The sequence below is a fragment of the Pseudomonas sp. LH1G9 genome (genome assembly GCF_002949975.1).
GTDB lineage: Bacteria > Pseudomonadota > Gammaproteobacteria > Pseudomonadales > Pseudomonadaceae > Aquipseudomonas > Aquipseudomonas veronii.
Genome location: NZ_CP026880.1, coordinates 6,228,072 through 6,246,596 on the forward strand (window position 1 = coordinate 6,228,072; position 18,525 = coordinate 6,246,596).

Consider the following 18,525-nt stretch of genomic DNA (forward strand, 5'->3'; position numbering starts at 1 on the left):
CAGCTCTCTGCCGATCATGGTTACTAAGCGTGCTGGTCAAGTCCGTTGCAATCGTTGGTCAGGTCGAATGCAAGCGCCTGGTCAAGAGCGATGCAAATGAGTGCTGGGGTAATCTGAATCGGTTTTTTATACTCTTGATTATTATGGTTAATGTTTGTTTTCAATTTTGATTGGAATACCTCCCTTTACCCTCCCCTCGGCCGGTTAAGTTCCATCTGGCAACATTTCTTGGCGTTCATGATAAGCAGTGACATATTTACCGCTTTCGGGATAGCAGGCAGAAACCGGCCGATTCTGTTGAAAAAGTCGGTCTCGGTTTTCATGACAGAAAAGTACACGTCTGAGATTGAAATCCCTGTTTTGAGCAGAGGGTGCTGGATTCGGATTTCACGTAGCCGCGTGAAAAAATGACGTTTTCGCACGATTACGGTTTTTGCCTTGTTTTAGGCTTTAGCGGCGCTGACAAGCAGTTCGACCAGCAGTCGCGAGTTAGCCAGCTTTGCCTCGCCACATGCTCGTGCCGGTGCATGTCCGTCGGGCACCCAAGCGTCCCAAACTTCGTTCATCGCTTCAAAGTCAGCCATGTCAGCCAACCAAATGGTCACTTGCAGCAGGTGCTCACGCGAGGAGCCTGCTTCTTTTAACAGTGCATCGACGCGAGACAATGCTGTACGAGTCTGGTCCGCTACTGATTCGTGCTCATCGCCTACCTGGCCTGCCAAATACACGGTATCGCCATGCGTCACGATCTGGCTCATTCGCTTGTTGGTATGTTGGCGCGTGATGGTGCTCATCAAAATTCTCCTATGGAATGTATCGTTAAAATCTGCTGACCGAGAAATGCTCTAGCCAGTCGGGAGCCTTTCCTGCAATGCATTGAGCAACCAGCTCGCCAGTTGCACCTGCCAGAGTTAACCCAAGGTGCTGATGGCCAAATGCATAAATCACTCGGGGATCATTTGGCGAAGGCCCAATCACCGGCAGGGAATCTGGAAGGGATGGGCGGTAACCAATCCATTGGCGTGCCACCGGTGCTGTGATGCCCATAACCCGACGTGCGTGGCGCTCCAGGTAGTCAAATCTTTTGGGGTTCGCAGGGTCGTTGATTGAGCCTAGTTCTACAGTACCCGCGACTCTCAGGCGGCCCTCCATCGGTGTCATATAAAATGCGTTCTCGACAGGGCAGCAGGGTCTGCTGAGCAGTGGCTGATCCATATCAAATTCGATGTGATATCCACGCTCTGTATCCAGTGGGACACGGTCACCCAGTTGGGCGGCCAGCAAAGCAGACCACGCGCCACTGCATACAACTATTCGGTCTGTCTTATAGGTTTCACCGCTGGCGCTGGACAACGTCACGCCGTCTGCCCCCGACTTTATTCCCGTGATTGTGGCTTTGATGAGTGAGCCATCGGCGACCAGAGGAGCTGCGAGTGCCTCAATGAACGCTTTGGGATCGTTCATGTGGGATGAGTCTGGGAACATTAGGCCTGCGACAGACTTGCCTCCCAGTGCAGGCTCCATTTGATCGACTTCTGAAGCAGTGAGTACTTGCTGAGGAATTCCCAAGGCACGGCGCCATTCAATGGCTTGCTGGGCTCCTGCAAAACCAGCATCCGTGCCGTAGCTATAAAGGCATCCGTTGTGGCTCAGACGACGATTCGCTTCCGGGCATTTGTCCAGGAGTGGCGCATAACCGGTGTAAACGTGCTGGAGAATCTGATGCAAAGCTTTTGAGTTCGCCTCGAATCGAGAGTTTCTGCATTCGTTCAGAAACCTAAGCAACCATGGCATCAGCTTAGGTAGCCGCGCCCAGTTGATTACGAAAGGTGATTCGGATGAAAACAATAGTGACGGCAGTGATGTCAGTATCGAAGGTTGAGCGATAGGCATCACGCCATAAGGCGCCAACGTTCCCGCATTACCAAACGAAGCGCCCGAGGCGATGGAGTCGCGTTCGATCAGTAAAACCTTGTAGCCCTGGCGTCGAAGCCACAAGGCGGTTGAAACACCAACGATTCCGGCCCCAATGACGGCCACATCACCTTTGATAGACAGTGTCATCTGTTCAGATCCGGTTGTGCATGTAGAGGTGACCCTGCCGGGCGAGCTGGCTGATCACCTTCAAAGCTTTAACGAGGTGCTCTCGGGAAAGGGCTGCCGAGATATTGATCCGCACCGCTTGAGGTGAAAGCTCGGACCTCAGGGTGAATGCTCCTCCTGCAAGCAAGATCACCCCTCGTTCCTGGCACAGGAGCGCAAAGCGTGAGCCAATCCACGGTTCAGGCAAAATGAGCCATGCATGGGTGCCTGTGGGGCTGTTCTGAAATTCCAGGCCATCCAGATGCTCTGCGAGCAATGACTGCCGTTCGCGTAGCTCTTCTTTTTGCTCGGTAACCAGTTGTTCCGCGTGACCTTCTTCGATCAATTTTGCTGCGATGAGCGATGTCAACGGAGATGTGCTCCAGCAATCGATTCGTTGCATCGTCGATATGTCCTGAACCAACTGCGGCGGTGCAAGAACAAACCCCATCCGCAGCCCTGGCGCGATGCATTTTGATAGAGCGGAAATATAGATTGTCCTATCAGGCAGCAGGCTCACAAATGGAGGTGGAGAGCTATCCAGCAAAGGGCGATATACGTCGTCCTCGATCACCAGAAGGTTGGTCTCTCGAATCACCGCTGCGAGTGCTTCCCTGCGCTCCAGGTCCAACGTAATGGCTGTTGGGTTTTGAATTGAAGGGACCAAAAAAACAAGGCGCGGATCATATTCGTCGCATGCGATTTTCAGGGCCTCTGGTGACATGCCCCTGGCATCAGCGTCGACGCCAATTAGAACCAGACCAAGTGACCGACACAGGGCGTTAATACCCTGATAGGTCACGCTATCGGCCAGCACCACATCGCCTGCATTCGTCAGGCTTCTAAGGGTGTTCGCGATCCCATGCTGGGCGCCTTCGACGATCAGCATTCGTGATGCTTCTGCGGGTACGCCGGTATGACATAACCACTGGGCAGCAGCCTCGCGGGCCCACAGGGGGCCTTCTGAAGGATGGTAATCCTTCATGTCGATGAAGCGCGGGTCTGCGTGGAGTCGAGGCAGTAGCGCTGCCAAAACTCGATTGAATCCTATTGTCGCGGGGCGGTTGACACTCAGATCGATGGTGTCCGGGTCATTGCTCGGCGCGGATTGGAATTGAGCTGCGGGATGGCGAGGAAGTGATACCTGGGTTCCGCGACCAGGCCGGCTCTGCACCAGTCCTTTCTGCTGAAGTACCGCCATGGCTCGGGTCACGGTGGTGATGTTCAATCCAAGCACGCTTGCGAAGTCCCTGTGCGGCGGTAAGCGGTCTCCCGGCTGCACCTTGCCGCTCTCGATAGCGTCCGCCAAAGCGTCTGCAAGCTGCATATATAGCGTCTCACTGTTACCGCGCTGCAAAGCGGCGCTGGCTTTCAGGTCATCTAGCAATTGGTTAGATGCATTCACGGTGTGTTTTCCCTGATTGTCATGCTTGTAATGCAACAAGCGAGACAATTACCTAAGTTTTAATGATTTTTATCCGATAAAACGACCGTTGACAAGCAAAAAAACTCTCTTTAAGGTGGATATTGTAATGCTTGTCATGGTTGCGAACACAAAGATCGGCTGCTACGTCCAGCCTGGATCGAGACCACCGTAACAATCGAACCCACTCTGCCGAGCTCATCATTTTTAGTAGGTGATCTATGTCTGACTCAAAATTTGTTACGCAGGGCTTCTCCAGGCGCGGTTTTCTTAAGGCCACCGGCTATGGCTCTATGGCCGCCGTCGCATTGGGCGCCTTGGGCCCCATGTCCAAAGTGTTCGCTGCCGGTGAGCCAATCAAGACCATTCGCCCTGGTTATCTGACCGCCGCGTGTCTCGGGGAAATGCCCCTGGGCGCTGTGCGTGATGGGGTTCCTATTGGTACTGACCTTGAATTGCTTAAGGTTATTGCTGACCGACTAGAGCTGAAGCTGGATGTTCAGACTATGGGCTTCCCTGCGGTTGTTGAGGCCGTTCGTTCTGGTCGTGCAGATTGGTTCGGCGGTAACTTTGCCTGGAACCCCATGCGGTCGAAAATTTTGCTGCTGACTGACTCGGTTTTCTACACGAGCGCCTACCTGCTGATGCGTGATGAGGAGCCTTTCACTACGTCAATGGCCGTGGCTGATCTGAAGGGCCGTACCATCGGTAGCTATACCGGTTACTTCTCGATCCCGGACATGAAAAAAGTACCGGGTGTGAAAGAGGTCAAGTTGTATGACGGCACTGATGCTTGTCTTCGTGATGTCCGGGCCGGGCGCCTTGACTTTGCTGTGCTGGACGCCCCAACCATCGACTACATGATCCTTCAGGACCCAAGCCTGAAGCTCAAGCAAGTACCTATCGTTTTCGATGAAAAATACCCAGCCTTGACCGGCAAGTTCGAGGCGATCTGGGGCATTCATCCGCAAAACCAGGACCTGTTCGATGCCGTAAACCAAGGTCTTCGCTGGGTGAAGTCTACTAATCAGATCAAGCCTATTCTTGCCAAATACGGCATCAAGAATGACGACTACCTTGTGCCGATGGCCAAAGATGGTCGACTCGGTGTAGACCGAGATGAGAAAGGCAATGTTATAGGACCGTTCAAGCACGAACCTCGCGACTTTAGCCAAGCCTTTGCCTGAACAGCGCTGCTTTAACACCGGCCTCATCACTTACGGATAACGCTCATGGCTGTAATGAACCCACTGGTGCGCGTCGAGGGATTACACAAATCCTTCGGCAGTTTGAACGTACTCAAAGGCATCGACCTTACCGTGCAACAGGGCCAGAAGATTTCGCTCATTGGCCCCAGTGGGTCTGGCAAGACCACGCTACTTCGCTGCATCAATTATCTGGAGGAGCCCACTCAGGGCAGTATCTACCTGGATAACGAACTGATCGGCCAGCGGCTCGTGGGTAACCGCAAGGTGCCCATGGGAGACAAAGATCTGGCCCGGATGCGTGCTGAGATGGGCATGGTCTTCCAGCGCTTCAATTTGTTTCCTCACCTCACAGTCCTGGAGAACATCATCCTCGGACCCATGAAGGTACAGAAGCGCGAGAGGAGAGACGCAGTCGCTCATGCTGAAGAGCTTTTGAAGAAAGTCGGCATGCTGGCCAAGCGTGATGCCTACCCAGAGCAGCTTTCTGGTGGGCAGCAGCAACGGATCGCAATCGCACGCTCGTTGGCAATGCGACCCAAGCTGATGCTGTTTGATGAGGCGACTTCTGCGCTCGACCCAGAGTTGGTCGGTGAAGTGCTGAACGTGATGCGAAGTCTTGCGGATGAGGGGATGACGATGATTATCGTCACTCATGAAATGCGTTTTGCTGAAAGCGTTTCTGATCAGGTGGTGTTCATGGCCGATGGGAACATCATCGAGCAGGGGCCGCCTCGGCAGATTTTCCATGACTGCGAAATCGAGCGAACTCGCTCGTTCATTCGAGCGGTTCAGGAGCACTGATCATGGTTGATAGCAGTGCCTTCGGCAAAGCCCTCGAGATGTTGCCGTATTTTCTGAACGTGCTCGGCGTAGGCGCATTGACCACCGTCGGGCTGACCCTGGCTGCTTTCGTCGTCGCCGCAGTGCTAGGTTTTTGCCTGGCGTTGATGCGGCTTTCACGCCACCGCACGTTGGGATTTCTCGCAAGCTGCTACTTGGAGATATTTCGGAATATCCCGATCCTGACACAGCTGTTCATCCTGTATTTCGGCCTTACCTACATAGGCATCACATTACCTGCCGTCGGAGCCGCCATCATCGGGTTCGGGCTGAACGGAGCCGCGATTCTGTCCGAGGTTTTCAGGTCCAGCATCAAGACTATCGACAAGGGGCAGGCCGAAGCGGCGTATTCCATTGGAATGACTCGCAGCATGGCGATGCGCATCATCGTGCTGCCGCAGGCTTTCAAGATTTCCATTCCAGGTATGGCGAACTTTGCCATCGGTCTGCTCAAGGACACCTCATTGGCATCCGCTGCGGCGGTTCCAGAGATGACCTTCAAGGCAAAAATGCTGGTGAGTGAAACCTATCAAACCAACCTTATCTATTTTCTGCTGGCGATCATCTACCTCGCGCTGAGCCTGTTTATTGCCTATTGGGCCTCTCGCACCGAGCGCCGCTTGAAAGTCGTCAAGGAGAATTGAGATGGGATACGGCGAACTGTGGGATGCAACCCACGTAGAGCTCCTGGCTGCCGCACTCGCTACCTTGCAAATGGCAATCGGTGCGCTAGTAATCGGGTTGATTGTAGGGCTGGTCCTGGCCCTGGCCAGACGTTCATCAAGCGCTCCACTGAGGCGTGCTGCCTCAATCTATATCGAGGTCTTCAGAGGAACGCCCGCGCTGGTACAGCTTTTCATCATTTACTTCAGCCTCACGGCTGTGGGGATCGAGTTCAGCTCGTTCGTCGCAGCAATCATTGGCTTGGGATTGAACGCTGCTGCATACCTCGCAGAGATCTACCGTGCAGGTCTGGAAGCGGTGCCGAAGGGGCAGATGGAGGCAGCCAAGGCCATCGGGATGCCGCGGGTGCAGGTAATGAGGTGGGTCGTACTTCCTCAAGCGATCAGGATCGTTCTCGCACCCATTGGCAACGTCGCTATTTCGCTCTTGAAGGACACCTCTGTCGCATCGCTGATCGCGGCTCCAGATCTGATGCTGAGGGCACAAGATCTCAGCGCGGTGTACTTCATGCCGTTGGAAACCTACATCCTGGTGGGCGCGATGTATTTCGCCCTGTGCTTCCCGCTGTCTCTCGGCGTTCGATTGCTGGAACGTAAGGGCAAGCGCTGACAGCGATCCCTCCCTGTATATTCGCTTAGCCGCAGTTGGGCGAATTGAAATGCATGTCGATTCAATGGGTTCGGGTTATCAACGGACCTCATTTTGCGTGACTGGCATGAAACAAAGAGGATTTGAGACATGGCTCAATTTGTCCACACTATTGGTGGTCAAGTCTGGCGATTCGACAGCCTGCGAGAGTTGCTGTTGTCTACGACTTCAGCCCCAGCCGCGCGGGTGAGCATGCTCGTAACTTCCTGCACAACTGGAAAGGCAAACTGGTCTGCGACGACTTTGGCGGTTACAAGGCGAGTTTCGAACTCGGCGTGACCGAAATCGGCTGCATGGCCCATGTCCGGCGCAAGTTCTTCGAATTGCACGCAACTAATAAGAGCCAAATTGCCGAGCAGGCGCTGCGCTACATCCAGTTGTTGTACGAAATCGAAAGCGAAGTGCGCGACCTCGTGCCCGAAGGTTCGGCTATCAGCAGGGCACTGGATTACAGCCTGAAACGCTGGGCAGCGCTGTCGCGCTACCTTGATGACGGTGCCGTCCCCATTGACAATAACTGGGCCGAGAGCCAGATCCGACCATGGGCGCTTGGGCGCAAGAACTCGCTCTTCGCCGGGTCGCTACGCAGCGGAAAACGGGCTGCGGCGATCATGAGCTTGATCCAGTCTGCGCGGCTGAATGGTCATGATCCGTAAGCCTATCTGAAAGATGTTCTCACGCGCCTGCCGACGCAGCGAGCGAGTTAAATCGAGCAACTGCTTCCGCATAAGTGGCATCAGGCTTAATCGCGCAAGGCCAACAACGGATGCTTGGTGTAGGCCGTCCATACCAGCGCACCTGAACTTAACTCCGATGACGGTATTCACGCGGCGTTATGCCGGTATGACGTCTGAACAATTGAGCGAAATAACTTGGGCTGGCATAGCCAACCTCAAGGGCGACGTTCAGGATGCTGAGGTCGGATTCCAGAAGCAGCTCCCGCGCCGTTTCCATCCGCAGATGAATAAAGTACTGGGATGGGCTCCGTCCTGTTGCTTTCTTGAACAGGCGACTAAAGTGCGAAACGCTCATGCCTGCTTCGGATGCCAGTCTGTCCAGGCTGAATGCACTGCCCATCCCTGTTTGCAGGGTCGCAATGGCCTTATGGAGTTTGTAGGCCGGTAAGGCGTTCATACGTTTGGACGGTTCGCTGCCGTCGCCATAGCGTCGGGCCAAATGCACAGCAAGCGCTTGGCCTACGCCTTGTAGGTACAGAGAGCTGGCTTGCGGGCTTGAAGTCACTTCGTGATAGAGGGATCTCATCAGCCCCGTAACTTCCGGATCTCGTTCGCCGGAAACCTCTCGTAGCCGCTGGACTCCGTCGGGACACGAAACAATATCCCGCGCGGCAAGATCCAGCAGATGCTGGCTGAGATAGACATGCATCACTTCAAAGCCCCCATCGCTTTGTGTTTGCCATCGCATTTCATAGGGGAGGGGCGACGTTGTCAGAAAAAAGTCGCCAGCAGCGACAGGGGTGGCCGTCCACTCTTCGTTCCCAATGCGCTCTTCTATGACGGCAGCACCTGAAACGATCAGAACAAGCAGAGGTTCTGCGACAGCAGGAATCATCAGACTCTGCTGGGTGGTTCGATGCCTGAATATCTGTACCTGCACCTGCGAGTTCAAACTTTGGCCAAAAGGCTGATGGGCCGTAGCGGGTAGGTAGTCCGGCATTTTATGGGCGGGAATCCGCTCATGATGATCTGAACGGGATGGTTGGCCAAGCGTTGCCATGGCATGTTTTCGCGAGTGATGGGTCGACAGAGTAGCGAGTCCAGGCGACGAAAAGCAAAATCCCGACAGCCCGGCAAAAGTGCGGCAGATCCGCGCGAAAGAATGGGAGAAGGTGTCGTCGTCTACAGCAGCAGTTGTTGCGGCTGGATGCCTTCTCTGGAGAGAAAGATGACGGTTGATACACGTGGTGAATTCGAAGGTCGGGTGGTTCTGGTGACCGGTGCAGCGAGTGGGATTGGCCGGGCTGCCGCCCTGATGCTGCATGAGCGCGGGGCTAAAGTGGTAGCTGAAGACAAAAGTCCGACAGTCGAGCAACTCGCCCGGCCCGGCCTAGTTCCACTGATTGCGGATATCACTGAAGATGGCGCTGCCGAAACAGCAGTGGCGACAGCGATAACACACTTTGGCCGTCTGGATATATTGGTCAATAACGCCGGAATCATCATAAACAAATTGGTCGTGGACATGACTCGCGATGATTGGGAGCGTATCCAGGCCGTCAATGTCACGGCGGCATTTTTACATGCTCGGGAAGCCATAAAGGCGATGATCCCGAATCGAACGGGTGCCATTGTCAACATCGCGTCCTATGCGGCTTACCAGGCGTTCCCTACGATTGCGGCTTATACCGCTTCAAAAGGTGCGCTGGCCCAACTGACTCGCACGTTGGCCCTGGAGGTCATTGACTACGGTATACGCGTCAATGCAGTCGGCTCCGGAGATGTTGTGACCAATATCCTCAACGATGTTGTTGAAGACGGCCCTGGGTTCCTTGCCCAGCATGGTGAAAAGACGCCGATCAAACGTGCCGCTCAGCCCGAGGAAATCGCTGAAGTCGTCGCGTTTCTAGCCTCAGAGCGGGCATCTTATATTTTGGGCGCCGTCGTCATGGCGGATGGAGGGATGAGCGTCCCCGCCGGAGCCTGATAGGGCCTATTTCTGTCACTTACACCGTGTTGACCGACTGGGCCTGCGATCCTGTTCATGTGATTGGTTGATCTGGTCGCATCAACGACAAAAGGGGCCTTGCCCAGACGGTTATTATCCGGCGTATTTACTGGGTTTCAGGCACAAAAAAAGACGTCCGTGGACGTCTTTAGAGCCGGGGTGAGTTGAATTGGTTAGGTAGGCTGTTGATTTGTTAAGTGAATTTCAGCTTGATTTTTTTGGTTGGAATACCAATTGGAATACCGTTTAAACCGCGACGAGCTTTCTTGATGCTTCGCAAGCCCGCTGGATTGACCTCGATTCAGGGCACTCAGGTTGTACGCGTTCTCTTGGTCGTTACAACTCAGACGAAAGGTGTGGTGACCCGTTATCATGCGGGCAATCTTCGCCTGAACCTCTATGGTCGGTTTTTTCAATTTTTACCACGCAATTCATCTGCGTCGAATGTAGGAAGTAGTCCATGACGGTTCAAAAGGGTGCCGACCAGACCGCCAGCAGTCTTGCTGAAGAAGCGCTCAATCAGGCACGTGCTCGTTTTTCGTCGAGCGAAAGTCCTATCACCCCAGAGCCCGAGTCGGTAAAGAGGAAGCCTGGGCGCAAGGCCACAGCTCCACAAACCAGTAATACCCTGCAGGATCTGCAAAAAACGCTGTGGGCCACTGCAGATAAGATGCGCGCCAACATGGATGCTGCTGAGTACAAGCACATCGTCCTCGGCCTGATCTTCCTCAAATACATCTCTGATAGTTTTGCTGGCCGCCGCGCGGAACTGGTGCGACGTTTTGCCGATGTCGGCGACGACTACTATCTGGACAGTGACGATGCTGAACTACTAGCTCAAGAGCTGGAGGAGCGCGACTACTACAAAGAAGTGAATGTGTTCTGGGTACCAGAAGTGGCGCGTTGGGAGTCAATACGTGCTGCTGCGAAGCAGGTGGATATTGGCAAGCGTATCGATGAAGCTTTGTCTGCTATTGAGGTAGAAAATACCAGCCTGAAAAACATACTCGACAAGCGCTACGCTCGTGCCCAGCTACCTGACGGTAAACTCGGTGAGTTGGTTGACTTGATTTCGACAATTGGTTTCGGTGGTGATGCCAACCAGGCACGAGATCTGCTTGGCCAGGTCTATGAATACTTTCTCGGCCAGTTTGCCAGTGCCGAAGGCAAGAAAGGCGGGCAGTTTTACACCCCGGCTAGCATCGTCAAAACCCTAGTGGCGGTGCTCAACCCGAATCATGGCAAGGTTTACGACCCATGCTGCGGTTCTGGCGGTATGTTTGTGCAGTCGGAAAAATTCATTGAAGCCCACGGCGGTAAACTCGGCGACGTGTCTATTTATGGTCAGGAGTCCAACCCCACTACTTGGCGTCTGGCTGCCATGAACCTGGCTATCCGTGGCATCGACTTCAACCTCGGTCGTGAGCCTGCTGATACCTTTATTCGTAATCAACATTCAGACCTGCGTGCCGACTTTGTTCTGGCTAACCCGCCGTTCAATATCAGTGACTGGTGGCATGGCAGCCTAGAAGGCGATCCGCGCTGGGCGTACGGTACACCACCGCAAGGCAATGCTAACTACGCCTGGCTGCAGCATATGTTGTTTCATCTCAAGTCCAGCGGCCGTGCTGGCATCGTCTTGGCTAACGGCTCGATGAGCTCCAGCCAGAACGGCGAAGGTGACATTCGAAAAGCCATGGTCGAGGCCGACGTGGTGGAAGTGATGGTAGCGCTGCCCGGCCAGTTATTCTTCAATACTCAAATCCCGGCCTGCCTGTGGTTCCTCGCCAAGCTGAAGGTCGCTCGTCCTGGCGAAGTTTTATTTATCGACGCCCGTAAACTGGGTACGAATCTCAGCCGGGTGCAGATCGAACTGCTCGACGCCGACATTGAACTTATTGCACAAACCGTAGCTAACTGGCGCGGAGTTCCCCTAGATGTTGGCGGTGAAATTGGTGAATACGCCGATGTGGCTGGCTTCTGCCGCAGCGCCCCCCTGGCGGAGATCGCCGAGCACGGCTATGTGCTGACACCGGGCCGCTATGTCGGTGCGGAAGCGGTAGAGGACGACGATGAGGCCTTTGCCGACAAGATGCAGAACCTTACCGCCTTGTTGGGCGAGCAGATAGCCAAGGGCGCGGAACTTGACCAGTTGATCCGGCAGAAGCTGGGGGGGCTGGGATATGAGCTCTGAGTGGCCGATCACTCCGCTCAGTGATTTGATCACTGTGAAGCATGGCTTTGCCTTCAAAGGTGAATTTTTTTCTGATGAGCCATCACCGTTTCAGCTAACAACTCCAGGAAACTTTGCAGTTGGTGGTGGCTTCCAACTTGGGAAAGGGAAGTACTACAGTGGCCCTATTTTCTCTGATTACGTCCTTAGGCAAGGCGATTTAATCGTCACGATGACTGATTTGAGCAAAGCGGCCGATACGCTGGGATTTTCCGCTATAGTTCCTGAGACCAGAGGCACGACTTGGCTACACAATCAACGAGTTGGTCGTGTATTAATAAAGTCAGTGACACAGGTACACAAAGATTTTCTGCATTACCTCATGCGGACTAATGACTATCGTCAATGGGTTGTATCGGGTGCTACAGGATCCACGGTTAAACATACGTCACCTGATCGAATTTGTACCTACCAGTTTCCGCTACCCCCGTTGAACACTCAGAGGGCTATAGCTGAGGCTCTTTCGGCCCTCGACAATAGAATTACTTTGCTGCGCGAAACCAATGCCACCTTAGAAGACATCGCCCAGGCGCTATTCAAATCCTGGTTCGTCGATTTCGACCCTGTGCGTGCTAAGGCGGAAAGGCTTGAGCCAGAAGGCATGGATGCGGCCACCGCAGAGCTGTTTCCCGATAGCTTCGAGGAATCCGAGCTTGGGTTATTGCCCGCGGGATGGGAGGTTAGACCAATTGGTAAGCTTGTTGAGGGGATTTACGACGGCCCTCATGCCACGCCGGCGGAGTCGGAAAGTGGCCCTATCTTCCTGGGTATTAAAAATCTGACTGGAACACGTCTTGAACTGGCTAATATTCGGCGTATCAGCGAAAACGATTGGAGTAAGTGGACTCGGCGTATTGAGCCAACTCATGGCGACATTGTCTTCAGCTACGAGGCGACGCTTGGTTTTTTTGCTGTGATCCCGCCAGAGATACGTTGTTGCCTAGGCCGCAGGCTAGCTCTGATCCGTCCGCATACTGAAGACGGTGCCGGACTGTTCTGGTTTCACCAGTTCATTTCGATACCATTTCAACAGATGCTCGATAAGCACACGATCCACGGGGCAACAGTCAATCGCATAGCGTTAAAGGCATTCCCCAGTTACTCGGTGCTAAACCCGCCTGAGGCTTTGAAATTGGCGTTCAATGACTTGGTAGAGCCGCTTTGGGCAACTATTCATAGTAACCAAGCGCATCTCAACACCCTCACCCAACTCCGCGATACCCTACTACCGCGCCTGATCTCCGGCCAACTGCGCCTGCCAGAAACAGAAGCCCCCCACGAAAATATGTTGTCGGAGGCTTTCTGACATGGCTCTGAACCTCCGACAACGCGTCATCGATCGCCTGCAAAGCCTACCCGATACCCAGCAAACCGCCCGCGAACTTGCTCAATGGATCTTCGAACAGTTCCCCGCCGAATGCGCAGTCAAAAAAGCAGGCAGTGCTAGCTACATCCAGACAGACAGTGACTTAGTACAGCAACTGGTGGCGGAGATTTCCGGGTCACGCCCGCGCTGGCAGCAGATGCATCCTCAACTAAAAACAACCGAAGGCCGGCCTCGTCATTATTACTGGTCGGAAATGGACGCCAACGCTGAGGTGGCGGCGGCTGAAGGGATAGCCCTCGCCACGTCAGACCTCCCTGGGCCCTCGCTGTTGCGTGAGCACGCACTTTACCCATTACTGGCCGAATACCTGCTGACGGACGATCAGCGGGTGTTCGCCATGCGGATTAACGAAAAACGTTCCTCCAATCGTGCTGGCAGCGGTGGTAATGAATGGTTGCATCCCGATTTGGTGGGGCTGGAAGATCTGACCGCTGGTTGGACTCGCGAGTTACGCGAATGTGTCGGTGTACAGGGCGAGCGCCGTGCCCGCATGTGGTCCTTTGAGGTCAAGTTGCTGCTCAATCGCTCCAACGCCCGCAAATGCTTTTTTCAGGCTGTATCCAATTCGTCATGGGCAAATTTTGGCTACTTGGTGGCGGCGACGGTAGAGGGCGACGGCACGCTTAAAGAGTTACGAATGCTCGCCTCAGCCCATGGCATTGGTGTGATACAGCTCGACGTAGAGAACCCGGCGGAAAGCCAAATTCTCATCCCCGCTCGTGAACGCAGCGAAATCGACTGGGATATGTGCAATCGACTGACTGAAGAGAACGCCGACTTCGCCGAGTTCATCGGCCGTATACGTCGTTTTCACCAGACCGGTGAAGTGTCGACCAAGGAGTGGGAGGCCAGTGAGTGACTAAAGAAACGATTTCCGCATTGCCCGAGGGCTACGCCGACTGGCTGACTCAGCTTAAAGTCGATATTGCTCAAGCCCGGCAACGTGCCGCACTGGCCGTCAATGCTGAGTTGGTGCAGTTGTATCACCGGATCGGAGCGGAAATAAGGCAACGTCAGCAGGTTAACGCTTGGGGCGCAAAAGTCATTGAGCGACTGGCACGCGATCTTTCCGACGCCTTTCCCGATATCCGTGGTTTTTCCAGCCGTAACCTCAAGTACATGGCGTTTTTTGCTCAGCATTGCCCCAATGGTCTATTTGGGCAGCAGCCTGCTGCCCAATTGCCCTGGTTCCATGTGGTGACGCTGTTGACCAAGCTGGCCAGCCCTGCCGAGCGTGAGTGGTATGCGCAGCAAACCGTCTTGCTCGGGTGGTCACGCAGCACGCTGGAGCAGAATATCAAGAACCGCTTGCAGCAACGTCAGGGCGCGGCAGTCACCAACTTTGTTGCACGTTTACCGGCTGCAGAGTCGGCGTTGGCTCACGAAACCCTGAAAGATCCCTACCTGTTCGACTTTCTTGGCTTGGGCGACGATGCTCACGAGCGTGATATTGAAGATGGACTGATCCGTCATATCACTCGTTTCTTGCTGGAGCTAGGCGCAGGCTTTGCTTTCGTCGGCCGCCAGTTTCGCCTGGATGTGGGCGGTGATGAGTTCTTCATTGATTTGCTGTTCTACCACACCCGCCTCAAGTGTTATGTGGTGGTAGAGCTCAAAGCAACGGCTTTCAAACCCGAACACGCTGGCCAGTTGAATTTCTATCTGGCGGCCGTGGATGCGCAGATTAAAGCTGAGGATGACAAACCCACCATCGGCCTGCTGCTGTGCAAACAGCAAAACCGCTTGGTGGCCGAGTACGCTTTGTCGGGCATCGACAAACCCATCGGTGTTGCTGAATATCAATTGCTGCGTGATTTGCCCGAAACCCTGGGCCGAAATCTGCCGAGCATTGCCGAGATTGAGGCCGAATTGGCCGGTGATCTGAACACAGGAAGTGCGTTGGAATGACCGAAGACCAATTGGAGCAGGAGACCCTCGGCTGGCTGGCAGAGGTGGGGTATGCCCATTTGTATGGGCCGAATATCGCTCATGATGGTGAGCAACCCGAGCGTGAAAACTATCGCCAGGTGGTGCTGACTGAGCGCCTGCGCAATGTCATGGCGAGGCTTAATCCAAAGGTTCCAGTAGCTGCGCGCGAAGATGCGTTAAAGCAGGTGCTAGAGTTGGGACTGCCGGTGCAGTTGTCGGCTAACCGCTTGTTTCATCGCCTGCTGGTCGGCGGTGTACCCGTGCAGTATCAAAAAGACGGTGAAACCCGAGGCGACTTCGTTCGCCTGATCGATTGGGCGGATGTGAAGGCCAATGACTGGGTGGCGGTCAATCAGTTCAGTATCCAGGGGCCGAAACACACTCGGCGTCCGGACATCATCTTGTTTGTTAATGGGCTGCCGTTGGTATTGCTGGAACTAAAAAATCCTGCAGATGTGAAGGCTGATCTGGGTAAAGCCTTTGATCAAATCCAGACCTATAAAGAGCAGATTCCGGACCTGTTCCAATACAACGAAGTCCTGGTGATTTCCGACGGTAGTGAGGCCCGTATGGGGTCGTTGTCGGCTGATCTTGAGCGCTTCATGAACTGGCGGACCATCGACGGCCAGGACCTCGACCCATTGGGGCAATTCAACGAGCTGGAGACATTGGTACGCGGTGCTCTGGTACCAGAGATGTTGCTCGACTACTTGCGTTACTTCGTGTTGTTCGAAGACGACGGCCGTCTGGTAAAGAAAATTGCCGGTTATCACCAATTCCACGCTGTTCGCGCTGCCATTCAGCAGGTAGTGACGGCATCGCGCCCCGGCGGTAGTCATAAGGGCGGGGTGGTCTGGCATACGCAAGGTTCGGGCAAAAGCATCACCATGACGTGTTTTGCGGCTCGGGTGATGCAGGAAGCGGCGATGGAAAACCCAACCATTGTGGTGATCACTGACCGCAACGATTTGGATGGTCAGTTATTCGGGGTGTTCTCGTTGTCCCAGGATTTGCTGCGTGAGCAACCCGTCCAGGTGGAGTCACGTGGGGACTTGCGTGCGAAACTGGCCAACCGTCCTAGTGGCGGTATTGTGTTCGCGACCATCCAGAAGTTTATGCCTGGAGTCGATGAAGACAGCTTCCCGGTATTGTCCTTGCGGCCAAATATTGTTGTTATCGCTGATGAAGCTCATCGCACTCAATATGGTTTTAACGCTGAGCTGAAAGTACCTACGGGGCTTCAGGTTGCTGAGAGCAAAGCGCGTTATCAGGTTGGTTTTGCTCATCACCTGCGCAATGCACTGCCGAACGCCACTTTTGTCGCTTTCACTGGTACTCCAGTATCCGGTGAGGACCGCGACACGCGCTCGGTTTTTGGTGAGTACATTCACGTCTATGACATGCAGCAGGCGACTGAAGATGGGGCGACCGTCGCCATCTACTATGAATCGCGCTTGGCCAAACTTTCGCTGAAAGAGAGCGAGCTACCTACGATCGACGATCAGGTCGATGAGCTGGCAGAAGATGAAGAAGACGACCAGCAGTCGCGACTGAAAAGTCGTTGGGCCGCGTTGGAAAAGGTCGTCGGGGCAGAACCACGGATTCGGAGCATTGCGTCGGATCTGATCACGCACTTTGAGGCGCGTAATCTGGGTCTGGCCAGTATGGAGCAGATGCCCGGCAAAGCCATGGTGGTAGCCATGAGTCGCGAGATCTGTGTGCACCTATACAACGAGATCATCGCTCGGCGTCCGGAGTGGCACGACGAGGATCCGGAGAAAGGTGCAATCAAGATCGTGATGACGGGCAGCGCATCGGATAAGGCCTTGCTGCGACCGCATATCTATTCTGGGCAGGTCAAAAAGCGCTTAGAGAAACGTTTCAAAGATCCACTGGATCCCCTCAAACTTGTGATTGTCCGCGATATGTGGCTGACCGGGTTTGACGCACCTTGCGTCCATACCTTGTACGTGGACAAACCCATGAAGGGGCACAACCTGATGCAAGCCATTGCCCGGGTTAACCGTGTCTTCAAGGACAAGCAGGGTGGTCTGGTGGTGGACTACATCGGCATTGCCAACGAACTGAAGGCCGCGCTGAAGGAGTACACCGGCAGCAAAGGTAAAGGCCGGCCGACGGTGGATGCTTACGAGGCCTATTCAGTATTAGAGGAGAAACTCGACGTTCTACGCAGCCTACTACATGGCTTCGATTACGGTGACTTCCTCACGGGTGGACACAAACTACTGGCCGGCGCAGCTAACCATATTCTGGGAATGGAGGATGGCAAAAAGCGGTTTGCCGATAACGCGTTGGCCATGGGTAAGGCATTTACTTTGTGCTGCACGCTGGATGAGGCCAAAGCTGTTCGCGAAGAGGTGGCGTTCTTTCAGGCTATTAAAGTCATTCTGATCAAGCGCGAAGTCAGTCAGCAGAAAAAAACCGACGAAGAGCGCGAGCTAGCTATTCGACAGATCATCGGTAATGCAGTGGTCTCTGGTGATGTTGTGGATATTTTCGAGGCGGTGGGCCTTGAAAAACCTAACATCGGCTTGCTCGATGACGCGTTTCTCGCAGAGGTGCGCAACCTTCCAGAAAGAAACCTGGCAGTGGAGCTTCTGGAGCGATTGCTCGAAGGCGAAATCAAAAGCCGTTACAGCTCTAACCTGACTCAAGAGAAGAAATTCTCTGAGTTGTTGGGCAACGTCATCAAACGCTACCAGAACCGCTCCATTGAAACGGCGCAGGTCATTGAAGAACTGATTGAAATGGCCAAAAAGTTCGCCCAGGCCAGCAAGCGCGGTGACGTGCTTGGGCTGAACGATGATGAGTTGGCGTTTTACGATGCTTTGGCGACTAACGAGGCTTCTGTGCGGGAGTTGGGCGATGAAATCCTGGCGAAAATCGCCCATGAGCTGACTGCCAGTCTGCGGGCCAATGTGAGTGTCGACTGGAGTAGTCGTGAAAGCGTTAGGGCTAAGCTGCGGATCCTGGTGCGGCGGATTTTGCGTAAATACAAGTATCCACCGGATAAGGCTGAGGATGCAGCGCAGATGATTCTCGACCAGGCATCAAGGCTTTGTGAAGGCTGGCTGTAGCGCAAGCATCAATAAATAGGGGCGTTGATACGCAGCCAAACGGGCGCCCCTCTGAAGGCGGCGAAACGCCGACGAAAAGCTGATAGAAATTCAAATGAAGTGTTTGGTCCTTTCCAGGATCCTCGCCAGCAGCCTAGCTTCGGCTGATGACACTCGTGTCCGAGGAAAAGCAACGATGTTGCAAGCAGACAATTGATGCGCTTGAGTTGAGGTTATGACCGTTGGCATTGGTAGGTGCGATTGATCACCGGTATCAGAAGCCTCAAAAGAAAACGCGAACTGCGTCCCGAGCTCCGAGTTACCAGATT

The 18,525-nt window shown here is 54.1% G+C and carries 14 protein-coding genes and 1 pseudogene; 11 read left to right on the top strand and 4 right to left on the bottom strand.

Going from position 1 to position 18,525, the window contains the following annotated elements; all coding sequences use genetic code 11:
• Nucleotides 1-443 precede the first annotated feature (443 nt).
• From C5F70_RS28925 to C5F70_RS28935, 3 genes are read right to left on the bottom strand one after another with little or no spacing between them, the layout of a single operon-like run.
• Nucleotides 444-794, bottom strand: a complete 351-nt coding sequence (locus C5F70_RS28925) for a RidA family protein (RefSeq protein ID WP_104904427.1) — start codon at nucleotides 792-794, stop codon at nucleotides 444-446.
• A gap of 25 nt (nucleotides 795-819) precedes the next feature.
• Nucleotides 820-2,064 (bottom strand): FAD-binding oxidoreductase, encoded by a 1,245-nt coding sequence (locus C5F70_RS28930; RefSeq protein ID WP_104904428.1) that lies wholly within the window; start codon nucleotides 2,062-2,064, stop codon nucleotides 820-822.
• A gap of 4 nt (nucleotides 2,065-2,068) precedes the next feature.
• On the bottom strand, nucleotides 2,069-3,487 hold the full coding sequence (locus C5F70_RS28935; protein WP_104904429.1) for a PLP-dependent aminotransferase family protein: 1,419 nt from the start codon (nucleotides 3,485-3,487) through the stop codon (nucleotides 2,069-2,071).
• A gap of 239 nt (nucleotides 3,488-3,726) precedes the next feature.
• Here C5F70_RS28935 and C5F70_RS28940 point away from each other — a divergent pair, with 239 nt between their 5' ends.
• The 5 genes and pseudogenes from C5F70_RS28940 to C5F70_RS28960 all read left to right on the top strand — a co-directional run.
• Nucleotides 3,727-4,692 carry an ABC transporter substrate-binding protein gene (locus C5F70_RS28940; protein ID WP_104904430.1) on the top strand — a complete coding sequence of 322 codons (966 nt, stop codon included), beginning with the start codon at nucleotides 3,727-3,729 and terminating at the stop codon, nucleotides 4,690-4,692.
• Nucleotides 4,693-4,737: 45 nt separating this feature from the next.
• Nucleotides 4,738-5,514: an amino acid ABC transporter ATP-binding protein gene (locus C5F70_RS28945; protein ID WP_017847362.1), complete on the top strand. Its 777-nt coding sequence runs from the start codon at nucleotides 4,738-4,740 to the stop codon at nucleotides 5,512-5,514.
• 2 nt (nucleotides 5,515-5,516) lie between these two features.
• Nucleotides 5,517-6,197 (top strand): amino acid ABC transporter permease, encoded by a 681-nt coding sequence (locus C5F70_RS28950; protein ID WP_104904431.1) that lies wholly within the window; start codon nucleotides 5,517-5,519, stop codon nucleotides 6,195-6,197.
• 1 nt (nucleotide 6,198) lies between these two features.
• Nucleotides 6,199-6,846 carry an amino acid ABC transporter permease gene (locus C5F70_RS28955; RefSeq protein ID WP_017847364.1) on the top strand — a complete coding sequence of 216 codons (648 nt, stop codon included), beginning with the start codon at nucleotides 6,199-6,201 and terminating at the stop codon, nucleotides 6,844-6,846.
• Nucleotides 6,847-6,995: 149 nt separating this feature from the next.
• Nucleotides 6,996-7,592, top strand: a pseudogene (locus C5F70_RS28960) (transposase); the annotation flags it as partial.
• Between the two features lie 97 nt (nucleotides 7,593-7,689).
• Here the strand turns inward: C5F70_RS28960 and C5F70_RS28965 are convergent.
• Complete coding sequence (locus C5F70_RS28965) at nucleotides 7,690-8,622, bottom strand: helix-turn-helix domain-containing protein (protein ID WP_256588312.1); 933 nt, start codon at nucleotides 8,620-8,622, stop codon at nucleotides 7,690-7,692.
• 168 nt (nucleotides 8,623-8,790) lie between these two features.
• Here C5F70_RS28965 and C5F70_RS28970 point away from each other — a divergent pair, with 168 nt between their 5' ends.
• The 6 genes from C5F70_RS28970 to C5F70_RS28995 all read left to right on the top strand — a co-directional run bounded on the left by C5F70_RS28970 (nucleotide 8,791) and on the right by C5F70_RS28995 (nucleotide 18,217).
• Nucleotides 8,791-9,549, top strand: coding sequence for an SDR family NAD(P)-dependent oxidoreductase (locus C5F70_RS28970; RefSeq protein WP_104904433.1), 759 nt, complete (start codon nucleotides 8,791-8,793; stop codon nucleotides 9,547-9,549).
• Nucleotides 9,550-10,030: 481 nt separating this feature from the next.
• The gene (locus tag C5F70_RS28975) at nucleotides 10,031-11,764 is read left to right on the top strand and encodes a class I SAM-dependent DNA methyltransferase (RefSeq protein WP_057005086.1); all 1,734 of its coding nucleotides are present in this window, start codon (nucleotides 10,031-10,033) and stop codon (nucleotides 11,762-11,764) included.
• Nucleotides 11,754-13,109: a restriction endonuclease subunit S gene (locus C5F70_RS28980; RefSeq protein WP_082643862.1), complete on the top strand. Its 1,356-nt coding sequence runs from the start codon at nucleotides 11,754-11,756 to the stop codon at nucleotides 13,107-13,109. Before C5F70_RS28975 ends, C5F70_RS28980 begins: the two co-directional genes overlap by 11 nt.
• A gap of 1 nt (nucleotide 13,110) precedes the next feature.
• Nucleotides 13,111-14,049, top strand: a complete 939-nt coding sequence (locus C5F70_RS28985) for a COG2958 family protein (RefSeq protein WP_057005084.1) — start codon at nucleotides 13,111-13,113, stop codon at nucleotides 14,047-14,049.
• Nucleotides 14,046-15,098, top strand: coding sequence for a YhcG family protein (locus C5F70_RS28990; protein ID WP_104904434.1), 1,053 nt, complete (start codon nucleotides 14,046-14,048; stop codon nucleotides 15,096-15,098). Before C5F70_RS28985 ends, C5F70_RS28990 begins: the two co-directional genes overlap by 4 nt.
• Entirely contained in the window at nucleotides 15,095-18,217 is a 3,123-nt protein-coding gene (locus tag C5F70_RS28995; RefSeq protein WP_104904435.1) for a type I restriction endonuclease subunit R, read from the top strand. Before C5F70_RS28990 ends, C5F70_RS28995 begins: the two co-directional genes overlap by 4 nt.
• Nucleotides 18,218-18,525: the final 308 nt, after the last annotated feature.

Bases quoted from the DNA above. Each gene is read 5' to 3' on its own strand.
- C5F70_RS28975 (WP_057005086.1), top strand. From the start codon at position 10,031: ATGACGGTTCAAAAGGGTGCCGACCAGACCGCCAGCAGTCTTGCTGAA.
- C5F70_RS28930 (WP_104904428.1), bottom strand. From the start codon at position 2,064: ATGACACTGTCTATCAAAGGTGATGTGGCCGTCATTGGGGCCGGAATC.
- C5F70_RS28945 (WP_017847362.1), top strand. From the start codon at position 4,738: ATGGCTGTAATGAACCCACTGGTGCGCGTCGAGGGATTACACAAATCC.
- C5F70_RS28970 (WP_104904433.1), top strand. From the start codon at position 8,791: ATGACGGTTGATACACGTGGTGAATTCGAAGGTCGGGTGGTTCTGGTG.
- C5F70_RS28965 (WP_256588312.1), bottom strand. From the start codon at position 8,622: ATGGCAACGCTTGGCCAACCATCCCGTTCAGATCATCATGAGCGGATT.
- C5F70_RS28995 (WP_104904435.1), top strand. From the start codon at position 15,095: ATGACCGAAGACCAATTGGAGCAGGAGACCCTCGGCTGGCTGGCAGAG.
- C5F70_RS28925 (WP_104904427.1), bottom strand. From the start codon at position 794: ATGAGCACCATCACGCGCCAACATACCAACAAGCGAATGAGCCAGATC.
- C5F70_RS28950 (WP_104904431.1), top strand. From the start codon at position 5,517: ATGGTTGATAGCAGTGCCTTCGGCAAAGCCCTCGAGATGTTGCCGTAT.
- C5F70_RS28955 (WP_017847364.1), top strand. From the start codon at position 6,199: ATGGGATACGGCGAACTGTGGGATGCAACCCACGTAGAGCTCCTGGCT.
- C5F70_RS28985 (WP_057005084.1), top strand. From the start codon at position 13,111: ATGGCTCTGAACCTCCGACAACGCGTCATCGATCGCCTGCAAAGCCTA.
- C5F70_RS28940 (WP_104904430.1), top strand. From the start codon at position 3,727: ATGTCTGACTCAAAATTTGTTACGCAGGGCTTCTCCAGGCGCGGTTTT.
- C5F70_RS28980 (WP_082643862.1), top strand. From the start codon at position 11,754: ATGAGCTCTGAGTGGCCGATCACTCCGCTCAGTGATTTGATCACTGTG.